Annotated in this window: 12 protein-coding genes; 6 read left to right on the top strand and 6 right to left on the bottom strand. The window is 63.4% G+C overall.

Going from position 1 to position 21,969, the window contains the following annotated elements; genetic code table 11:
* Positions 1 to 7 precede the first annotated feature (7 nt).
* The 5 genes from V9L13_RS02030 to V9L13_RS02010 all read right to left on the bottom strand — a co-directional run bounded on the left by V9L13_RS02030 (position 8) and on the right by V9L13_RS02010 (position 14,468).
* Positions 8 to 7,867 carry an amino acid adenylation domain-containing protein gene (locus tag V9L13_RS02030; protein ID WP_338801305.1) on the bottom strand — a complete coding sequence of 2,620 codons (7,860 nt, stop codon included), beginning with the start codon at positions 7,865 to 7,867 and terminating at the stop codon, positions 8 to 10.
* Complete coding sequence (locus V9L13_RS02025; RefSeq protein ID WP_338801304.1) at positions 7,864 to 11,274, bottom strand: amino acid adenylation domain-containing protein; 3,411 nt, start codon at positions 11,272 to 11,274, stop codon at positions 7,864 to 7,866. The genes V9L13_RS02030 and V9L13_RS02025 overlap by 4 nt, the downstream gene beginning before the upstream one ends.
* Positions 11,275 to 11,461: 187 nt before the next feature.
* Complete coding sequence (locus V9L13_RS02020; RefSeq protein ID WP_103484099.1) at positions 11,462 to 12,445, bottom strand: TauD/TfdA family dioxygenase; 984 nt, start codon at positions 12,443 to 12,445, stop codon at positions 11,462 to 11,464.
* A 38-nt stretch (positions 12,446 to 12,483) separates the two neighbouring features.
* Positions 12,484 to 13,224 (bottom strand): alpha/beta fold hydrolase, encoded by a 741-nt coding sequence (locus V9L13_RS02015; RefSeq protein ID WP_003223420.1) that lies wholly within the window; start codon positions 13,222 to 13,224, stop codon positions 12,484 to 12,486.
* A gap of 71 nt (positions 13,225 to 13,295) precedes the next feature.
* Positions 13,296 to 14,468 carry an MFS transporter gene (locus V9L13_RS02010; protein WP_338801303.1) on the bottom strand — a complete coding sequence of 391 codons (1,173 nt, stop codon included), beginning with the start codon at positions 14,466 to 14,468 and terminating at the stop codon, positions 13,296 to 13,298.
* Positions 14,469 to 14,711: 243 nt separating this feature from the next.
* Here V9L13_RS02010 and V9L13_RS02005 point away from each other — a divergent pair, with 243 nt between their 5' ends.
* The 4 genes from V9L13_RS02005 (at position 14,712) to V9L13_RS01990 (ending at position 19,179) form a co-directional block, all read left to right on the top strand.
* Positions 14,712 to 15,512, top strand: coding sequence for a glucose 1-dehydrogenase (locus tag V9L13_RS02005; RefSeq protein WP_103484097.1), 801 nt, complete (start codon positions 14,712 to 14,714; stop codon positions 15,510 to 15,512).
* Positions 15,505 to 17,331, top strand: coding sequence for a glycoside hydrolase family 15 protein (locus V9L13_RS02000; protein ID WP_338801302.1), 1,827 nt, complete (start codon positions 15,505 to 15,507; stop codon positions 17,329 to 17,331). The genes V9L13_RS02005 and V9L13_RS02000 overlap by 8 nt, the downstream gene beginning before the upstream one ends.
* Positions 17,332 to 17,721: 390 nt before the next feature.
* The gene (locus tag V9L13_RS01995) at positions 17,722 to 18,111 is read left to right on the top strand and encodes a hypothetical protein (RefSeq protein ID WP_338801301.1); all 390 of its coding nucleotides are present in this window, start codon (positions 17,722 to 17,724) and stop codon (positions 18,109 to 18,111) included.
* Between the two features lie 174 nt (positions 18,112 to 18,285).
* Positions 18,286 to 19,179: an alpha/beta hydrolase gene (locus V9L13_RS01990; RefSeq protein ID WP_338801300.1), complete on the top strand. Its 894-nt coding sequence runs from the start codon at positions 18,286 to 18,288 to the stop codon at positions 19,177 to 19,179.
* On the opposite strand, the gene V9L13_RS01985 is transcribed toward V9L13_RS01990, so the two are convergent.
* Positions 19,148 to 20,131, bottom strand: coding sequence for a GlxA family transcriptional regulator (locus V9L13_RS01985; RefSeq protein ID WP_338801299.1), 984 nt, complete (start codon positions 20,129 to 20,131; stop codon positions 19,148 to 19,150). The genes V9L13_RS01990 and V9L13_RS01985 overlap by 32 nt on opposite strands.
* 89 nt (positions 20,132 to 20,220) lie before the next feature.
* On the opposite strand from V9L13_RS01985, the gene inhA reads away from it, so the two are divergent.
* Both inhA and V9L13_RS01975 read left to right on the top strand, forming a co-directional pair.
* The gene (gene inhA / locus V9L13_RS01980) at positions 20,221 to 20,907 is read left to right on the top strand and encodes an isonitrile hydratase (RefSeq protein ID WP_003223406.1); all 687 of its coding nucleotides are present in this window, start codon (positions 20,221 to 20,223) and stop codon (positions 20,905 to 20,907) included.
* A 236-nt stretch (positions 20,908 to 21,143) separates the two neighbouring features.
* Positions 21,144 to 21,935, top strand: a complete 792-nt coding sequence (locus V9L13_RS01975) for a CPBP family intramembrane glutamic endopeptidase (protein ID WP_338801298.1) — start codon at positions 21,144 to 21,146, stop codon at positions 21,933 to 21,935.
* Positions 21,936 to 21,969 lie beyond the last annotated feature (34 nt).

Raw genomic sequence — 21,969 nt, 5'->3', positions numbered from 1 at the left:
TTCCCTCTCAAGAAATCAGTTTTTCCAGATCATCGAGGGATAGACGTTTGAGGGCCTCCAGGGATTTAGCCAATTCATCCTGAACGGGCGACATTTCGACACGCAGGGCCTCGATCCGCGCACAGAACGCCTTGAGGGTATCGGTTTCAAACAACGCCTTGAGCGGCACCCTGTCACCCAGACGTTCCTTGATCCGGGTCACCACCAGCGTGGCCAGCAACGAGTGCCCGCCGAGCTGGAAGAAATTGTCCGCCAGCCCGACGCGCTCGACCTCCAGCACCTCCTGCCAGACCGTCGCCACTTCCCACTGCAGATCGGTCTGTGGCGCCTGATACTGCTGCTGCGCCGGACTGTCGCCGAGGGTCATCAGCGCCTTGCGATCCAGCTTGCCGTTAGGCGTCAGCGGGATGGCGTCAATCAGGTGCAAGTGCCCCGGCACCATGTGCGCCGGCAGGCGCGCGGCCAGAGCACTGCGCAAGCGTTCCGCCAACGCGACCTGATCGCCCACCGGCTGCGCCGGTACGACGTAGGCGTGCAGGTGTTTACCGGCCGCACCGTCCTGGGCGAGCACCACCGCTTCAGCAATGTCCGCCTGCTCCAACAGCCTCGCCTCGATCTCGCTGAGTTCGATACGGAACCCGCGAATCTTCACTTGATGGTCGGCGCGACCAATGTATTCGATGTTGCCGTCACTGCCCTGGCGCACCAGATCGCCGCTGCGGTACAGCCGTTCGCCGTTGCTGGCGTAAGGGTTCGGCACAAAGCGTTCGGCGGTCAACGCGGCCTTCATCAGGTAGCCACGGGTCACGCCGGCACCGCCCAGGTACAGCTCGGCCGGCACGCCTTCAGGCAGCACCTGCAACTGACTGTCGAGCAGGTACGCGACGGTGTTTTCCAGCGGCCGGCCGATGTTCGCCTGCCCCTGTGGCGTACGCAGGGTGAAGGTCGAATACGTGGTGTCTTCCGACGGCCCGTACAGGTCGTAGACCTGCTGCACTGAGGTGCTCGCATACAAGGTATCCACCAGACTTTGCTTGAGCGGTTCACCGGCCAGGTTGATGGTCTTGACCGAGCGCGGAATCTGCCCGGCACGTTGCAGCGCGGCAATCGCCGACGGCACCGTGTTGATCAAGGTGACCTGTTCGCGGCCCGGCAGATCGGCCAGTGCCAGTGCGTTGTCCGCCAGTACCAGACACCCGCCGCAGGCCAGCGTGACGAAGATTTCCCAGACCGACAGGTCGAAGCAGATCGACGTCGACGCCAGCACGCCGCGCAGTTGTTCTGCGCGGTACACACCCGCCGACCACTGAATCAACGCCGACAGGTTGCCGTGGGTAATCGCCACGCCTTTCGGCTTGCCGGTGGAACCCGAGGTGTAGATGACATACGCCAGATTCTGCGCCGTCACTTTCGCCACCGGGGCGGTAGACGGGAACTCGCAGAGCGCGTCCTCATCCACCAGCACTACCTGCGCACTCAACGCTTCAGGCAGCATCGCCTGCGCACTCAACGCTTCAGGCAGCATCGCCTGCGCCGCGGGTTCGGTGAGCAGCACGGCGGCGTGACTGTCGTCGAGCATGTGCAGCAAACGTTCCTGCGGGTAGTCCGGATCCAGCGGCACATAAGCGCCACCGGCCTTGAGGATCGCCAGCAGGCCCACGAGCATGTCAGGGGTGCGGCGCATGCACACGCCCACGCGCACTTCCGGCCCGACACCCAAGGTTTGCAGTTTGTGCGCCAGACGATTGGCCCGGGTATCGAGGCTCTGGTAATCGATCGATTGCTCGGCGAACACCACGGCCTGCGCCTGTGGTTGCCGCTGCAGTTGCGCGGCGATGTGTTCCAGCACCGTGCGAGTGTCCGGCGCGGTGACGGCAGCCTTGCCCCAATTGATCGCCTCTTCGCGCTGCGGCGCTGCGAGCAATTGCAACCCGCCCAGTGGCTGAGCGGGATCGGCGAGGAACTGCGTCAGCAGGCTTTCCAGCTGCGCACTCAAGGCAACGACTGTGTTCGCGGCAAAACTGGCCTGATCGTAACTGATCCCCAGACTCAGCTCGCGACCGGTGACCGCCACCAGCGTCAGTGGGTAGTTGGTCTGTTCCTGACGACGAATCGCCGAGAACGTCAGGCCAGTGGCCGGGCCTTGTTGCAGGGCTTCGGCCATCGGGTAGTTTTCGAACACCAGTATGCTGTCGAACAACGCCCCGGCACCGGTTCCCGCCCAACGCTGAATGTCGTAGAGCGGCGTATGTTCGTGCTCGCGCAACGCCAGATTGAGTCCCTGCACCTGTTGCAACCACTGACTGACGACGATTTCCGCGGACGGCGCCGCCACCACCGGCAGGGTGTTGATGAACAGGCCGATCTGCTGCTCGACACCCGGCAGGTCGGTGGGACGTCCGGCAACGGTGGCACCGAACGCCACGTTGTCCTGACCGGTGTAACGCTGCAACAGCACCAGCCACGCCGCCTGCACCAGCGTGTTGAGGGTGACTTTCTGCTCACGGGCAAAACGGTTCAGGTCGGCGGTCAACGCCGCGCTGAACACATGCTCGTGGTCGGCGTAACCGACTGCCGCCAGCGGCGCGCCCGACACGGCGCCGGCCAGTCGCGTCGGCTCTTCCAGGTCGGCCAGCGCCGCCGTCCAGAACGCACGGCTGGCCTGCTGATCACGCTGGCCGAGCCACTCGATATAGTCGCGATAGCGCCCCTGGGGCGCGGCCGGGGCCAGACCGGCGTAGCGCTGCAACACTTCGCCGAACAACTGCGAGGTGCTCCAGCCATCCATCAGGATGTGATGACAGGTGTAGATCAGGTGATGCGTCGCTTCGTCGGTGCGCACCAGCGTCACCCGCAACAGCGGCGCGGCGGTCAGGTCGAACCCGCTGGCAAGATCGTCACTGGCCAGTTGTTCCAGCGCTGCGCCGAGGTCAGCCCGGCCACGCCAATCCTCGACCTGCCATGGCATCTGCACGTGGTGCCGCACCACTTGCACCGCCGCGGCGGCATCCTGCGGCCAGATGAATGCGCTGCGCAGAATCTCGTGGGCCTCAACGGTGTGCTGCCAGGCCTGACGGAAGCGCTCGGCGTCCAGTTGTTGCACGTCGACACGCAACTGGTTGGTGTACGCCGGGCTCTCCGGATCGTTGACGCTATGGAACAGAATGCCTTGCTGCATCGGCGACAACGGGTACAGATCGACGATGTCACGGGCCGGGATTGGCAGTGTCGACAGCTGTGCCTGGGTCAAGGTCGCCAGACTGAAGTCCGACGGCGTGACGCCTGCTTCACCGCTGTCGCAGCAGTGCTCGATCAGACGCTCCAGCTCACGCCGATAGGCTTCGGCCAGCGCCGCGATGGTTTCTGCGCGGTACATGCCCGTGCCGAAGGTCCAGGTCAGCTCCAGCTCACCGCCATACACCTGACCATCGACGCTCAGCCAGTTGCCCAACGGTGCAGCGGCGTCCTGATTGGCGCCGGTGCTTTCGCCACTTGGCACGAACAGCGCGCCCTCGTCAGCGCTGAAGGCACCGTCGAACTGGCCCAGATAGTTGAACGTCACGCGCGGCTGCGGCAATTCCTGCAGCTCGGCGCGTCGGCTCAGATATCGCAGCACGCCATAACCGATGCCTTTGCCCGGCACCGCACGCAGTTGTTCCTTGATCGCACACAGGGAGGCACCCGGATTCACATCCGGGGTCAGGCGTACCGGGAACAGGCTGCTGAACCAGCCGACCGTGCGACTCAGATCGACCTCGTCGAACAGATCTTCGCGCCCGTGCCCTTCGAGCTGAATCAATACCGAAGGCTGCGCGCTCCAGTCGCACAACACCCGCGCCAGCGCGGTCAGCAGCAGATCGTTGATTTGCGTGCGATACGCCGCGGGAGCGACTTTGAGCAGCTTGTGGGTCAGCGCCTGACTCAGGCGCGAACTGGCCCGGGCCGCCTGGGCACGGGTCTGACTGTCCTGCGGGAAATCTCGCGGCAGTTGTGCGTCGCCCGCCTCCAGGGTTGCACGCCAGTAGTCGCCCTCGGCAGCCAGCGCCTCGCTTTGCGCATACCGCTGCAGATGTTCGGCCCAGCTCTGCAGCGACGTGCTCTTACCCGCCAGAACCAGCGGCGTGCCGGCGGCGAGCGCGGTGTAAGCGTGCTGCAGATCCTCCAGCAGAATGCGCCAGGACACTCCGTCGACCACCAGGTGATGAATGACCAGCAACAGGCGTTGCTCAGCGTGCGGCAGGTTCACCAGCACCGCACGCAGCAAGCGTCCCTGTTGCAGATCGAGGCTGCGCTGGGCTTCGTCAGCGAGTGCCGGCAACGCCGCCAGACTGTCGAGCTCGCGCAGCCACAACAACTCCGGATCACGCTGGGTCTGCGCCAGTGCCTGCCACGTATCGCCCGAGCACTGGAAATTCAGCGCGAGTGCATCGTGCTGTTCGACCAGTGCCGCCAACGCAGAGCGCAGGTGATTGGCGTCAAGGGTGCTGGTCGGTTGCAACATCACCGACTGATTCCAGTGTTGACGCTGGGCAATGTCGGTCTCGAAGAAGCGTGCCTGAATCGGTAACAGCGGCAGCGGCCCACGATTCGGCTGTGCCGTGGCCGCCACCGGTTTGGCCTCGATCAGCCTGGCCACCGCAGCCAACTGGCCAATGGTCTGTTTTTCGAACAGTTGCTTGGGGCTCAGCTTGATCCCCTGGCGCTTGGCCCGGGCAATGATCTGCAGGCTGAGGATGGAGTCACCGCCCAGCTCGAAGAAGTTGTCGCTGGTGCCCACGCGCTCAAGCTTGAGCACTTCGGCCCAGATTGCCGCCAGCTTCTCCTCGACCTCTCCCACCGGCGCAACGAAATGCTGCGTGACCACGCCCGGCACCGGCAAGGCACGCTTGTCGAGTTTGCCATTGGCCGTCAGCGGCAGTTGCTCCAGCAGCACAATCTGCGCCGGCACCATGTACTCCGGCAGGCACGCCTGCAACTGCTCGCGCAGAGCGTGTGCCTGCACGGTCGCAGCGGCCGCCGGTACACACCACGCCACCAGTTGCAGGCGCGCCGGATCGTCATCCAGGGCCAGGGCGAGCACCGCCGCCTCACTGACGCCGTCAAGGCCGAGCAGCACCCGTGCGACTTCCGCCGGTTCGACGCGATAACCACGCACCTTGACCTGATCGTCGGCGCGACCGATGAACTCCACCGCTTGCTGACGATTGCGCCGCACCCGGTCACCACTGCGATAAACCCGCGCACCCGGGGCGCCGAACGGATCAGGCAGGAAGCGCTCGGCAGTCAGACCCGGTTGCCCGAGATACCCCAGCGCCACGCTGTCACCACCGATGTACAGCTCGCCGGCCACCTGGTCGGCGACATTGTTCAGCACATCGTCGACGATGTAGACCTGCGCACCGCTCAGCGCGGTGCCGACCGGAACGCTGCGCGCGTCGGCCGCCAGCTCGCTGACCTCGTGGGTCAGCACACCGACTGTGGTTTCGCTCGGCCCGTAGTGGTTGATGATGCGGCACTCCGGCTTGAGCTGACGCACGCGTTCCACCAGTGCTGGCGAGCAGGCTTCGCCGCCGACGATCAGCGCCTGCGCCGGCAGTACATCGGCGGCGCGGCCAGCCTGCAACAACGCCGCCAGGTGCCCCGGGACGATTTTCAGCATGCCCACTTGATGCGTAGCCATGTACTCGGCAAATCGATCCGGGTCGAAACCCAGTTCTTCCGGCAGTACGTGCAACAGGCGACCGGAACACAGCGCGCCGAACAACACCGTGAAGCCCAGATCCGCCGCAATGGTCGACACCAGCGCCATGCTGGAGTCCGGCGTTGGCGCCAGGCGCTCCAGTACACCACGCACGTAACTGCCCAGCGCCCCGTGACTGACCAGCACGCCCTTGGGTTGCCCGGTGGAACCGGAGGTGTGAATCGCATACGCCGGGGACTGCGCAAACAGTGGCACCACCGGGCTGACATCCGCCTCCTGCTGCCACTGTTGCGGGGCATACGCGAGCCCCTGACAACCGTCGACCGCCAGCGCGGACACCCGCGCATCCCCTTGCGCGCACAACAGCAGGCGCGCGCCGGCATTGCCGAGCATCTTCTGCAAGCGCGCGTTCGGCGCCTTCACGTCCAGCGGCATGTACACCGCTGCGGCCTTGAAGATCGCCAGCACACAGGTCAGCCAGTCCAGCGAACGCTCCATCAGCACCGCTACCGGTTGGCCGGGGCTGATGCCCTGCGCCAGCAGATGATGGGCCAGACGATTGGCGGCCTGGTCCAGCGCCTGAAAACTCAGGGTCTGATGCAGGTCGCGCGCAGCCAGTGCTTCGGGCTGTTGCGCCACTTGATGAGCCCACTGCTGCAACACTGACAACGCCGGTTCGCCCGGTGCTGCGAGCACCACCGGAGCCCGCGTGGCGACGCTGTGCAACGGCGCTTGCGGTGCCTTGAGCAATTCGTCGAACAGACCGAGTAACGCCGGCACAAAGCCCTCGACGGTTTGTGCGCGATATAGATCGCTGGCATAGGTCAGCTGGCCGTGGATCAGCGTGCCGTCGTCGGTGATGTCCAGCGCCAGATCAAAGTGGGTGCCGTCCTTGTCCAGCGGATACTCGGCGACGCTCAGTCCCGGCAGGTTCATCGAGCGCTGTTTCTGCATACCGACGTTCTGGTTGAACTTGGCCTGGAACAGCGGGTTGTGGCCCAGGGTTCGTTCCGCCACCAATTCGTCCACCAGTTGCTCGAAAGGCAGTTCCTGATGGGCCTGCGCGCCGAACGCTGCCTCGCGCACCTGCGCCAGCAAGTCTTCGAAACTGCCGCACTCATCGATCTCGCAACGCAACACCTGGGTGTTGACGAAGAAACCGATCAACCCTTCGACTTCGGCACGGCCACGATTGGCATTCGGCACGCCGACGCGAATGTCGCGCTGCCCGGCCTGACGCGAGAGGAACAGCGAGAAACCCGCCAGCACCAGCATGAACAGACTGATGCCCTTGCTGCGGGCAAACGCATTGAGTTGCAGGGACAGTTGCGCACCGAAACCAAAGCTCAGGGTCTGGCCTGCGAAGCTTTGCGTCAGGGGCCGGGCGAAGTCCGGCGCCACTTCCAGCAGCGGATGTTCCTCACCGAGCTGCTGACGCCAGTAATCGAGTTGACGCTCGCCCTCGCCGGCTTCCAGCCAGCGCCGCTGCCAGATCGCATAGTCGGCGTATTGCAACGGCAGCGCCGGCAACTGCGGCTCGCGCTGAAGACTGAAGGCCTGATAACACTGGACGAATTCCTTGACCATCACGTCCATCGACCAACCGTCGGAGACGATGTGGTGCATGCTCACCACCAGCACGAATTCCTCTTCGGCCAGAGCAAACAGGCTCGCACGCAGCAGCGGTCCATGGCGCAAATCGAACGGTCGCGCGGTGGCTGTCTGCACCTGTTGCGCCAAGGCCGGCTCGCGCTGCGAAGCCGCGAGGCCGGTCAGGTCAATCCGTTCCAGAGCGATCGGTTGCTGCTCGAGAATCACCTGCTGCGGCTGATCACCGTCGGTGTGGAACACGGTGCGCAGCACTTCGTGGCGCGCGACCAGATGATCGAAAGAGCGTTGCAGCGCCGATTCGTCCAGACGTCCTTTCAGGCGCAGCCCGGCCGCCATGTTGTACGCGGCGCTCTGCGGTTCGAGTTGCCAGAGAAACAGCAGGCGTTGCTGAGCGAACGACAACGGTATCGGCGTGACCTCGTGACGACTGACCGGCAGCGGCAACAGGCTGAAGTCCTTGCCGTCTTCGCGCAGTCTGGCCAGAAACTGTCGACGCTGCTCCAGCGGCAAACCAACGAATCTTTTAGCGATACGCTCCGCCATGGTGCCGCTCATACTTCTTCTCCTTCCAAAGCATTCATGAACTGATCCATGTCGGACCAGTCGTCATCCGTCGCACTGTCCGCCCGTTGCGCCAGCACCGCCGCCAGATCGGCCAGCAACGGTTTTTCGAACAGGCTGCGCAGTGGCAAGACCACGCCCAATTGAGTCTTGATGCGTGCGATCACCTGCGCGGCCAGCAGCGAATGGCCGCCCAGTTCAAAAAAGTGATCATCCAGACCGACCCGCGACACTTGCAGGACCTCGGCCCAGATTTGCGCCAGACACTGCTCGGTTTCGGTTTGCGGCGCGCGATAGTCGCCTTGCAACTGGCTCGCATCCGGCGCCGGCAAGGCCTTGCGGTCGAGCTTGCCGCTCGGTGTCAGCGGCAGATTCGGCAACAACAGTAAATGCCCCGGCACCATGTAGTCCGGCAGATGGGCTTGCAGCGCGGTGCGGATTTGCTGGCGGAACGCCGACTGGGTGGCGGCGCTGTCCAGCACGGCGTGCTCGCCGACCACGTACGCCACCAGTTGCTGGCCGCCGCTGAGCGGCACCGCCAGAACCACTGCCTCGCGAATGCCCGGGCACTGTTGCAGGCGCGACTCGATTTCGCCCAGCTCGATGCGGAAACCGCGGATCTTCACTTGATGGTCGACTCGGCCGACATACTCCAGCGCGCCATCGGCGCGCAGTCGGGCACGGTCTCCGGTGCGGTACAGACGCTGCCCTGCGGCGAACGGGTCGGCGATAAAGCGCTCGGCACTGAGCATCGGCTGACGGTGATAACCACGGGCCAGGCCCGGGCCACCGATGTACAACTCGCCCACCGCACCTTGCGGCAGCAGGTTCAAATCATCGTCCAGCACGTACAGACGCCGGGCATCGAGCCCCTTGCCAATCGGGATGCCGCGCCAGGACACGGCGTCTGCCGTCAGTGCACTGCAATCATGAATGGTCGAAACCACCGTGGCTTCGGTCGGACCGTAGGTGTTGAGCAACCGCACATGCCCCAGCCCGGCCTGTTGCCACAGACGCAAACCGTCCACCGCCATGGCCTCGCCACCGACGTGGATCTGTCGCAGCGCGCCAAAACCGGCCGGCGGCTGCGCTGCATATTCCTGCACCAGCCAATACCAGTACGCGGCCGGCAGGTCAGCCAGGGTGATGCCGTGATCGACAATCACCTGACGCAACGTTGCGCTGTCCCACAATGGCGCATCGCGCAGCACCACAGCGGCGCCATGGCACAGCGGCGGGAAGAACTGCTCGACAAAACCGTCGAAGCTGCTGGTGGCGAACTGCAGGACCCGGTCACCTTCGCGCAGGTCGCTGTAATCGATGGCGCGGTCGATGAATTCACTCAGTGCATCGTGACTGACCGCCACGCCTTTCGGCCGCCCGGTGGAACCGGAGGTGTAGATCACGTAGGCAAGATTCTGCGGCGCGACCGTTAACGACAGGTTGTCGGCCGGAGTCTCGCCGGACAATTGCTCCAGGCACAGGCACTCGACAGCCTCCAGCGCCGGCAGGCTGGCAAGGCTGGCAAGGCTGGCGCTGTCGGTCAGCAGCAGTTTCAAGCCACTGTCATCCAGCACGTGACGTAACCGTTCAGCCGGGGTTTGCGGGTCCAGCGGCACATAGGCGCCGCCCGCCTTGAGCACGGCCAGCAACGCCACCGCCAGCTCCAGCGAGCGCCCCAACGCCACACCGACCAGCACGTCCGGGCCGACACCGCGCGTGCGCAGCTGATGCGCCAGGCGATTGCTGCGCGCATTGAGTTCGGCATAGGTCAGTGACGGTGACGGTGCGGTGGCGAGGATCACGGCCGTTGCCTGCGGCGTGCGTGCCACTTGTGCCTCGAACAGGTTTTGCACGCTGGTGAAACGCGGCGCCGCAGCAGTGGCCTGAATCAGTTGCGCGCGCTCGGCATCTGCCAGCAGCGCGACTTCGCCGATGACCTGCTGCGGGTCGCGGCAGACGGATTCAAGAATGTTGCGCCAATGCCCGGCCATCGCGGCGATGGTCGCGGCATCAAAAATATCGGTGGCGTACGTGAAGGCGGCGAACAGCTGCTCGCCTTCTTCGCGGGTATCGAGCATCAAATCGCTGGTGGCCGCATGTTGCCGAGCGCTGCCGGCCAGTTGCTCTTGCGTCAGATAACCCACCTGCAGACCCGATTCCAACTGCACATGCTGCAAGTCGGTCACCAGCGGCTGATGGTTGAACATCACCTGAAACAGCGGATTGTGGCTTTGGCTACGCGCCGGTTGCAGGGCCTCGATCAAGGCGTCGAACGGCAGCTCTTGATGAACCTGCGCGCCGAGTGCGGCCTCTCGCAGCCGCTGCAACAGCTCGGTGAAACGGGTTTGCGCGGTGACTTCGCTGCGCAGGATCTGGGTGTTGACGAAGAAGCCGATCAGCCCTTCCGTTTCGCTGCGGGTGCGGTTGGCAATCAGGCCGCCGACGCGAATGTCGGTCTGCCCGCTGTAGCGATGCAACAACGTCTTGAACGCCGCGAGCAGCACCACGAACAGGGTCACGCCCTGACGCTGGGCAAGGCTTTTCAGCTCCTGACGCAGCGCCGCATCAATGACCGTTTCCAGACGCGCGCCCTGGTGACTCGATTGCGCCGGATAAGCGCGGTCGGTCGGCAACTCCAGGACCGGATGCTCGTCGCCCAATTGTGCGCGCCAGTAGTCCAGTTGCCGTTCGCGCTCACCCGCCTCCAGCCAACTGCGCTGCCACAGCGCGTAATCGCGGTAATGCACGGTCAGCGCCGGCAACGATGGTTCGCGCCCCGCCACCAGCGCATCGTAGGTACGTATGAACTCGTCGATGAGAATATTCATCGACCAGCCATCGGCAATGATGTGGTGCAAGGTCAGCAGCAGCACATGCTCCTGCTCCGCCAGACGCAACAGGCGCAGGCTCAGCAGCGGGCCGTTTTGCAGATCGAACGCTTGCGTGGCTTCAGCCATCATGTGCTGTTGCGCGAGCGGCCAGCGCTGCTGTTCGGGCACGGCGCTCAAATCGGTGAGGGGCAGTTGCAGCGCCTGCGGCTCGGCCACACGCTGAAAGGCACGCTCGCCGACCTGACCGAAGGTGGTGCGCAGACATTCGTGCCGCGCGACCAGCAGGCTGAACGCCTGCTCCAGCGCTTGCATCTGCAACGCGCCGTTCAGACGCACGGCCATCGGCAGGTTGTAGGCAGCACTTTGCGGATCCAGTTGCCAGAGAAACCACATCCGTTGCTGGGCGTAGGACAGGCCGTCACGCTCGGCGATCCCGTCACAGGCGGTCATGGGAAGCTGCGCAAAATCGATGCCTTCGCGGGCCATGCCGGCGAGAAACAAACGGCGTTTGTCCTGCGGCAGTTCGATAAAGCGGCGGGCTAGTTTCTGTGCGTCTGCGGCATTCATGCATTGGGTCCTTGCTGATCGGCGGCGTGACCAGGAGGCCCGGTCGTATCAACAAGAACGAATGACAAACGCAATGATTTAGCGCACTGGCGCACCAGCGGCCCGGCAGTTACCCACACCGACGCAAAAATGCCGAAGCCGGTACAAGACCGGCTTCGGCAGCGTCACGGGCAACCACCCGAATGGCTCAGAGCGGGCCTTGGGAATGCCCCTCGGCCATGGCCACGATGACTTTGCGCGGCCCTTCGAACGGCGAACGCGCATGGGCCGACAACATATTGTCGAGCATCAATACATCGCCTTCCTGCCACGGAAAACTGATCGCGCATTCATCGAGTACCGCACGGATCTGCGCCAGCACTTCGTCTTCGATGGCCGAGCCGTCACCGTAATAAACGTTACGCGGCAAGTCCTCCTCATCGACGATGTCCAACAGGCTTTCGCGCACTTCCGGCTGCAAGTTGGAGATGTGGAACAAGTGCGCCTGATTGAACCAGACGTGATCGCCGGTCACCGGATGCACCGCCACCGCCTGACAGGTCTGACGGGTACGCAATTCGCCGTCATCCTTCCACTCGCAAAGGATGCCATGGGCCTTGCAGTACGCCTCGACGACCTCGCGGTCGTCGGTGTTGAACACATCTTCCCAAGCCACATCCAGACCGTTGCCGAAGTTGCGCACATACATCAGACCTTTGCTGACAAAGCGCTCTCGAATGGCCACCGGAATACGCCGATAGACTTCGCGACTGTCGGCAATCGGCGTTTCGCCACCGGACTTCGCCGCGATCATGCTGTAGAACCAGATCTTCATCGGCCAGTCGCGGGAGTAAGCCTGTTCGTTGTGCAGCGGAATGCTCTGGTGCGCCGGGTATTCGGTCGAGGTGTATACGCCTTGGGTGACGTTGGTGCGCGGCGTGGAGCCGAACTCATAGTTCAACAGCGGATGGCCGAAACTGGCCGCGAACTGACGAAACTGTTCAGCGCCGTCGAGACGAAATCCGCGGAACAGCACCCCGCCATCGCGCAGCAGATGCTCATCGACCAGCGCTTTCACTTCATCGAACACCGCCAACAGGTCGGTATCCGCCTCGGTCGCCTCCACCAACAGCGGCAAGCGCCCTCGTTGCGGCAGCAGCGGCCGAACGGAAAATTCCACAGCAACAGCCATGACTGGCCTCCTGTAATCACTCGATAGTGAGCGGTGCGTCAAAACGCCGGTGCCGCCGCTTGCGCATGACGCCGGTGATGGACTTCCAGATGCGTCTTGATCGTGCGGATCACCCGGGCTTCGTGCTCATGGATGAAGAAATGCCCACCGGTCATCATGTCCACGGAAAAACTGCCCAGGGTTTCCTTGCTCCAGCCGATCAGTTGCTCGGTGGTGGCGCGGTCTTCCTTGCCGCCCAGCACATGCACCGGGCAATTGAGCAGGGGCCGCTGCGCCGGACTGAAGCGTCCGCACATCATGAAGTCGGCGCGCAGCACCGGCAGCGTCAGACTCATGAGTTCCTGGTTGGCCAGCACTTCTTCGCTGGTGCCCTGAAAGGTGCGCAGTTGATCGATCAATTCCTCATCGCTGCGCGCTTCGGCAAACCCGCGATCGTAGTCGCTGCGCATGGTCGGCGCCGCCGTGCCGGAGGCGAACAGCGCCACCGGTTCCGGCGCGCCGAGCTCGCGAAAGGCGTGCGCCATCTCGCACGCCAGCAGCGCGCCGAGGCTGTGGCCGAACAGGGCGTAAGGCGTTTGCAGGCCGGGTTTGTGCTCACGGGCCAACTGGCGGGCCAGGGCTCGCATGTCAGTTTGCAGGGGTTCGTCGAAACGGGCACCGCGCCCGGGCAACTCCACCGGTTGCAATTGCAGCCATGACGGCAGTTGGCGCCGCCAGCGGCTGTAGACCATCGCGCTGGCGCCCGAATAGGGCAGGCACAGCAGTGTCAGCTTTGTCACCGCGTTTACCTCAATGGGTTATCTGTAAAAGAGAACGGATGAGGCGTGGCGCGAATTAGTCCGAATGACGATCACTTCAAATGGCGGAAACTCTGCACAGCCGAACCCAGCACCACTACGCCGGCGGCGATCGCCAGCCAGAATCCGCTGCGCGCACCGAAGGCGTCCACCAGCGCGCCGGATCCGGCCGCGCCAATCGCCACACCGATGCTCAGACCGGTGACCAGCCAGGTCAGGCCTTCGGTGAGCTTGGCCGGCGGCACGATGCGCTCAACCAGCGCCATGGCGACGATCAGCGTCGGCGAGAAGAACAGCCCGGCGACGAACACCGCCAGCGACAAACCGAAAATATTGCTCGCCAGCAACAGCGGCAAGGTGGTCACCGCCGTCGCCACGCCGCCGTACAGAAACAGCCGCGGCAACGGCAGTTTCGAACGCATCGCGCCAAACGCGATACCGGCCAGACACGAGCCGATGGCGTACACCGACAACACGATGCTCGCCGCCGCCGGTTGGCCCTGCTGCTGGGCGAAGGCAACGCTGACCACATCGACCACGCCAACGATGACGCCCATGGCCAGCATCAACGCCAACAGCCATTGCACGTCGGTCGAGCGAATGATCGAACCCTGATGCTGCGACTCCTGCGGGTGCACCGCCGGTTCGGTGCTGCGCTGGGCGACAAACGCCGTTACGCCGACCGCCAGCGCCAACAGCGCGGCCAATGGCCCGGCCTCGGGAAACGCCACCACGCACAGCCCCACCGACAATGGCGGGCCGACGATGAAACAAACTTCATCGAGTACGGATTCCAGTGCATAAGCGGTCTGCAATTGCGGCTGGCCGCGATAGATCTCGGTCCAGCGCGCGCGCACCATCGCCGACATGCTTGGCATGCAACCGGCCAGCGCGGCGAAGATGAACAATGTCCAGGTCGGCGCCTGCAAGCGGGTGCACAGCAGCAACATCAGCAGCGCCCCGCCACCGATCAATGCCGACAGCGGCAGCACCTTGCCCTGACCGAAACGATCCACCAGACGCGAGACCTGCGGCGCACAAAACGCCGTGGCCAGGGCAAAGGTCGCCGCCACCGCACCGGCCAGTGCGTACCCGCCCTTGAGCTGCGAGAGCATGGTGATCACGCCGATGCCCGTCATGGAAATCGGCATGCGCGCGATCATCCCGGCCAGTACAAAAGCCCGGGCGCCGGGGGCGGTGAATAATTCGCGGTAGGGGTTTGCCATGGAACACTGCCTCATCAAGGGCCGCCAAGTTGCCATAAAGGCTGATGAGCAAGGAAGCGGGGAATTGTTGGTGGAATGTGAAGGCCTGAAGAGCAAAAGATCGCAGCGTGCCGCAGCTCCTACAGGTGATCGCATTTCCATGTAGGAGCTGCCGAAGGCTGCGATCTTTTGATCTTTGCTCTTGAACTCTCTCCACTTGCGACCAGTCAGCTAAATAGGCCCTCACGCAAGGCACGACTTCGCATGCAGATTTCCCTCGCCCGACAAGTAGCCCTGATCACCGGCGCCAGCTCCGGCATCGGCCACGCCGCCGCCAAAGCCCTCGCCGCTGCCGGTGCAGCCGTCGTCATCAATTACAACCGTCAGGCGGAACCCGCCGAAGCGCTGGCCCGGCAGATCATTGCCGATGGCGGTCAGGCGCTGGCCATCGGTGCCGATGTGTCGAAGGAAGACGAGGTCGAACGGTTGTTCGCCGAGACCCTCGACGCCTTTGGCTCGCTGGACATTCTGCTGGCCAATTCCGGCCTGCAAAAGGACGCCGCGGCGGTGGACATGACGCTGGAAGACTGGAACACGGTGATCGGCGTCAACCTCACCGGCCAGTTCCTCTGCGCCCGCGCCGCGCTGCGGATTTTCAATCGCCAGGGCGTGCGTGAAGGCGTGTCCCGCGCCGCCGGCAAGATCATTCACATGAGTTCGGTGCACCAGCGCATTCCGTGGGCCGGGCACGTCAACTACGCAGCCTCCAAGGGTGGCGTCGACCAGTTGATGCAGACCCTCGCCCAGGAAGTCAGCCATCAGCGCATCCGCATCAACAGCATCGCGCCGGGGGCGATTCGCACCGCCATCAACCAAGACGCCACCGAAGGCGCTGCCGGCGAAAAACTGCTGGATCTGATTCCCTACGGACGCATCGGCGATGTCGAAGACATCGCCAACGCGGTGGTGTTCCTCGCTTCCGACGCCGCCGACTACATTGTCGGCACCACCCTGTTCATCGACGGCGGCATGAGTCTTTATCCGGAGTTTCGTGGCAATGGCTGAGCATCATCCTGAACGACAAAGCCCGATCGACGCCCACGGCATCATCGGCGACCTGCGCAGTGCCGCACTGGTCAACGACAAGGGCAGCGTGGATTTTTTCTGCTGGCCGGAATTCGACAGTCCGTCGATCTTCTGTTCGCTGCTGGACACGCCCGAGGCGGGGATTTTCCAGCTCGCGCCGGATCTGCCCGATGCCCGGCGCGAGCAGATCTACCTGCCGGACACCAACGTTTTGCAAACCCGCTGGCTCAGCGAACATGCGGTGGTGGAGATCACCGACTTGCTGCCGATCGGCGACAGTGTCGATGACCTGCCGCTGCTGATGCGCCGGGTGCGGGTGGTCAGCGGCCAGGCCACTTTTCATATGCGCTGCGCGGTGCGCCATGACTACGCCCGCGCCAACACCCGGGCGCAGATGGATGAACAATCGGTGATTTTCAGCGCCGAGGGTCAGCCGTCGCTGCGGCTGGTGGCGGATCAGGCGCTGCAGATCGATGGCGAATCGGCCGTCGCAACGTTCAGTTTGAACCAGGATCAGAGCGCCGAATTCCTCCTCGGGGGGGCCGACGATCCACGCTTCAAGGATGACGGCGCAAAAATGTGCGTGGAACGCACGCTGAAGTTCTGGCGCGACTGGATCGGCCAGTCCAACTACCGCGGACGCTGGCGGGAAATGGTCAACCGCTCGGCGCTGGCGCTGAAACTGCTGACCTCGCGCAAGCACGGTGCAATCCTCGCCGCCGCCACCTTCGGTCTGCCGGAAACCCCCGGCGGCGAGCGCAACTGGGACTATCGCTACACCTGGATCCGCGACGCCTCGTTCACCGTTTACGCGTTCATGCGCTTGGGCTTTGTCGCTGAGGCCAACGCCTACATGGGCTGGCTGCGCGGGCGGGTCAGCGATTGTCATGGGCAGTCAACCAAACTCAACATCCTGTATGCCATCGATGGCCGTCAGGAATTGCCGGAAACCGAACTCTCCCACCTCTCCGGTCATGGCGGCGCGCAACCGGTGCGCATCGGCAATGGCGCGTACGACCAGATTCAGCTCGATATCTTTGGCGAACTGATGGACGCGGTGTATCTGGTCAACAAGTACGGCGACGCGATTTCCCATCAGGGCTGGAAACATGTGCGTGAAGTGGTCGATCAGGTATGTGAGACCTGGCAGACCACCGACGTAGGCATTTGGGAAATGCGCGGTGAGCAACATCACTTCCTGCACTCGCGACTGATGTGCTGGGTGGCACTGGACCGGGCGATTCGCCTGGCCTCGAAACGCTCACTGCCGGCACCGTTTGCCCAGTGGGACCAGACCCGGCAGGCGATCTACGCCGACATCTGGGATAACTTCTGGGACGAGGAGCGCGGGCATTTCGTCCAGTACAAGGGCGGCACCGCGCTCGACGGCTCGATGCTGCTGATGCCGCTGGTGCGCTTCGTCAGCGCCAAGGACCCGCGCTGGCTGTCGACCCTGGAAGCGATCGAAAAGCATCTGGTGCGCGACGGCATGGTCTATCGCTACCGCAACGATGACGCCAACATCGACGGTTTGAGCGGCACCGAAGGCGCATTTGCTGCCTGCTCGTTCTGGTACGTCGAATGCCTGGCCCGGGCCGGTCAGGTGGAAAAGGCCCACCTGGAGTTCGAACAACTGCTGCGCTATGCGAACCCGCTGGGGCTGTACGCCGAAGAGTTCGACAGCAAGGGCCGCCATCTGGGCAACACCCCGCAGGCGCTGACGCATCTGGCGCTGATCAGCGCGGCGAGTTTTCTTGATCGGCGTTTGAGTGGGGAGAAGAGTGTTTGGCAGCCGTAATTTCGTCAGTGTCTGTAGGAAATATGCCGCATCAGCGCGCTTCGCCGGGCTAACCCCTACACAGAAATAAACAGAATCAGATCCCCTGTGGTGAGGGGATTTATCCCCGACGGGCTGCGCAGCGGCCCCGCTCTTTGCCTGCTCATTTCTTCAGCAGTACCGCCCTGCATGGCTTTGCGCCTGCTGCGCAGTCGATCGGGGATAAATCCCCTCGCCACAGTTTGTGCGGTTTGTTCCTACTTCCTCTAAACAACTCCCAGGCAAATCCCTCCCCAGTAACCTGCACTTACACCCTGAAATACCCTGTTGCCAGCTGTTACATCCCCCCTACCATCCACCGCAACGGGCACAGCGGAGCTGTCCAATAAAACCCGAATTCAAGGAACCAGAATGACCCTGCATGTCCATCGCCCCATCGTCACGCCCCTGCGTACCGGCCTGACCCGCACCCAACTCTGGGAAGCCGCCGACAAAGGCCTGATCAAATGCTGGGAAATCGGTCGCCAGCGCGCCACGCGCTTCCCCGACCTTGCGCAACAATGCCTCGCCGGCGAACTGCCGGTACTCGGCTGGAAAGGCGGCGTGAGCCGCAGCCTGAAGAAAAACGAGAAATACGGCTCACTGAAATACCTCGCCCAGTGGCAGGGCTTGCGGGGCGAGGATCTGGATATTGATCTGGGTGAGGAACGTTCGCTGACCTGCTCGCGGACGAAGATGCGGGTGACGTTTACCCCAGACCGGACGAAGTATTTCAATCAGGTGGCGGAAGCCGAGGCTTAGTGGTATTCACGCCGAAAAGTGGCGCTTCCCCTGTGGCGAGGGAGCTTGCTCCCGCCGGGTTGCGAAGCGACCCCATACTCGAATGGACCTGCTGCGCAGTCCAGCGGGAGCAAGCTCCCTCGCCACAAAATAATGGTCTAGTGTTGCCTGACGCTCATTGCTGTGGAGTCTGCCGTGTCTGACATTCAACGGGTACCGACACCCAACTTGACCGTTGCCTTTGAACGGCACGGCCCGTCCAGCGGCGACGCGGTCATATTGCTGCATGGTTTCCCCTACTCGCCTCGGGCGTACGATGAAATCGCCCCCGCCCTCGGCGCCCACGGTTATCGGGTGATCGTCCCGTACCTGCGCGGTTACGGGCCGACTCGCTTCAACCACCCCGAAACACTGCGTTCCGGCCAGCAAGCGGCCCTCGCTCAGGATTTGCTGGAGTTGATGGATGCGCTGGGTATCGAACAGGCCACGCTTTGCGGTTACGACTGGGGCGGTCGGGCAGCGTGCATCGTTGCGGCGTTGTTTCCCGAGCGGGTGCGCGGGCTGGTGACGGGGGATGGCTATAACGTGCAGGACATCGCCAATTCGACCCGACCACTGGATCCCGAAACCGAGCACCGTTATTGGTACCAGTACTATTTCCACACGCCACGCGGCGTCGCGGGCCTGACGCAAAACCGGCAGGCGTTCTGTGAACTGCTCTGGAAATTGTGGTCACCAACCTGGGCACGCAACGCCGAACGTTATCCGCTGAGCGCAACGGCCTTCGACAACCCGGACTTCGTTGACGTGGTGATTCATTCCTACCGTCATCGCTTCATGTACGCCGCAGGCGATCCGGCGCTGCAATGGATGGAAGACGCGTTGATCAAACAACCGCCGATCAGCGTGCCGACTATTTCCCTGTGCGGTGCCGACGACGGGGTCGGTCCGGCGCCGGAAGTCGATGAAGACATTGCGCACTTCACTGGCCTGTACGAAAGGCGCGTGCTGCCCGGTGTCGGCCACAACATTCCCGAAGAAGCACCGCAGCAAACGCTCAAGGCATTACTGGATCTGCTCCAGCGCTGACCGAAAACCGCTCCCGATACGCCTGCGGCGTCACGCCAATCGCCCGCAGAAAACTGCGGCGCAAGGTTTCTTCACTGCCAAAGCCGCAATTGGCCGCGATTCGCTTCACCGGCAGTCCCGTGTCACTGAGCAGGCGGCGGGCGGTTTCGACGCGGATCAGTTCGATGGCGCGGGCCGGGGTCTGGCCGGTGTCGGCGCGGTAGTGGCGGACGAAACTGCGTTCGCTCATGCCGGCCTGTTCGGCCAGGGTCGGCACGCCGAGGTCGCAGGTGAGGTTTTCGGCGATCCAGGCGTGCAGCTCATCAAAGCGATTGCCCTGATTCTGCAGGGCCAGGGTCACACTGAACTGCGATTGCCCGCCGGGGCGTTTGAGGAACACCACCAGATGCCGGGCGACGTCGAGAGCAATATCACTGCCCAGATCTTCCTCGACCATTGCCAGTGCCAGATCGATGCCGGCGGTAACGCCTGCCGAAGTCCAGACCGGGCCGTCGTTGATGAAGATCGGATTGGCTTCGACCTGCAGCTTCGGATGCTGCTGCGCCAGTTGTTCGCAACGGGTCCAGTGGGTGACCACGCGACGTCCGTCGAGCCAGCCGCTGGCCGCCAGTAGAAATGCCCCCGTACACACCGAGGCCACGCGTCGACATTTCGCTGCGTGCTCGCGTACCCAATCCACCAGCGACTCATCTTCGGATGCCGGATAGATCCCCCAACCACCCGCGATAATCAGCGTGTCGCTGGCGTCTTGCGGCAACGGTTCGGCGAGCACCGCCAGCCCCGCCGAGGACATCACCGCCCCGCCTTCGCAGGCAATCACCGACGGCGCATACGGCACGGGCAAGCCGCGTTGGCGGGCGATGTCGTTGGCCGAGGCGAACACTTGCAGCGGGCCGGTGACATCGAGAATCTGCATGTTGGCAAACGCGAGTACATGGATGACTTTGGGCATTTGGCGTAATTCGTGGGGTGATTGGCGTATGCGCCAGAACCTACGCGCCTACAGTGAAGCCGTCCACCCCTCAAATGGAGAAATCCCCCATGACGTTGCAGATCGGTTTTCTGTTGTTTCCACAGGTGCAGCAACTGGACCTGACCGGCCCCTATGACGTGCTGGCCTCGCTGCCGGACGTGCAGGTGCATCTGATCTGGAAAGATCTGGTGCCGGTCACCGCCAGCACCGGCCTGCTGCTGAAACCGACCACCACCTTCGACGACTGCCCGAATCTGGATGTGATCTGCATTCCCGGCGGCGCCGGGGTCGGGCCGCTGATGGAAGATGAGCAGACGCTGGGCTTCATCAAGCGTCAGGCGGCGCAGGCCAGGTATGTGACGTCGGTGTGCACCGGTTCGCTGGTGCTGGGCGCGGCGGGACTGCTGAAAGGCAAACGCGCGACCACCCACTGGGCCTATCACGAACTGCTGCCGAAACTCGGCGCGATTGCGGTGCAGGACCGGGTGGTGCGCGACGGCAATCTGTTTACCGGTGGCGGGATTACCGCGGGGATCGACTTTGCGCTGGTGCTGGCCGCCGAACTGGTGGGAGCCGAGGCGGCGCAGTTGATCCAGCTGCAACTGGAATATGCGCCGGCACCGCCGTTTGAATCGGGCAGCCCGCAGACAGCGCCGAGTGCTGTCGTCGAAGAGGCTCGTAATCGTGCAGCGGCGTCGTTGAAACTGCGCACGGAAATCACCGAGCGCGCTGCGGCGAAGCTCGATTTGCGCTGATTCCTCAGCCACACACAGATCTACTGTGGGAGCGGGCTTGCTCGCGAAGAGGGTGTGTCAGGCGACATGGATGTTGTCTGATACACCGCTTTCGCGAGCAAGCCCGCTCCCACAATGGGTTTTGGGGATGGCCTAAGGTTTGGAGTCTGTCCCCAGCTCCCGCCACACCTTGACTTGTCCCAACGCCCCCACCCGTGTAGAAAGCCCTTCCACAAAATTCTGCACAAGGACTTTCGATGAAGGCGTTGCCATGGGTCTATCTGGCGCTTCTCAGTCTCGGTTACGGGTGGGCGCTGAGCATTGGCCACCTCGGCTGGCTCGCGCTGATCTCGGTCGGATTGTTGCTGGTGGCCGGTTTCGCCGTGCGCCAACAGCAGGTGCCGGTGGCGCGGTTGCTGGGACACGCGCTGTTTATCTTCCTCGCCCTGTCGCTGGCGCTGCACTGGTTGCCGGGGTTCGACAACGGTCGGGCCATCGCCCGGATGCGCTTCACCGACGACGCCGTGCCTTTCGTGATGTACCTCAATCTGGACAAACCCTTGCTCGGCTTCTGGCTGTTGCTGGCCTGCCCGTGGATCGTCGCGGCACGCTCGCTGCGTCTGACGGTGTTCGCCAGCGTCTTGGGCCTGACGTTGAGCGCCGTAATGGCGCTGGGCGGAGCGCTTCTGTTCGGCATGATTGCCTGGGCGCCGAAGTGGCCCGATCAGGCGTGGCTGTGGCTGCTGAACAATCTGCTGCTGGTGACCCTGGTCGAGGAGGCGCTGTTTCGCGGCTATATACAGGGAGGCCTGAGCCGCCTGTTCAAGCACCTGCCCCACGGCGACAATCTCGCCCTGCTGCTGGCGCCGCTGATCTTCGGCCTGGCACATGCGGGTGCTGGCTGGCACTGGGTGTTGCTCGCGGGGCTGGCGGGTGTCGGCTACGGTCTGGCTTACCGTTTCGGTGGATTGGCGGCAGCGATCGCCACGCATTTCGGGCTGAACCTGCTGCATTTTGCGCTGTTCACCTATCCGATGCTGGCCGCTTGAAGCAAGAGCGGTTTTGCGACGCCGTACTTATATC

The sequence above is a fragment of the Pseudomonas sp. RSB 5.4 genome, assembly GCF_037126175.1.
GTDB classification, from domain to species: domain Bacteria; phylum Pseudomonadota; class Gammaproteobacteria; order Pseudomonadales; family Pseudomonadaceae; genus Aquipseudomonas; species Aquipseudomonas fluorescens_H.
The sequence above is the reverse complement of the archived record's forward strand: the minus strand, read 5'-3'. Positions and strand labels throughout refer to the sequence as shown.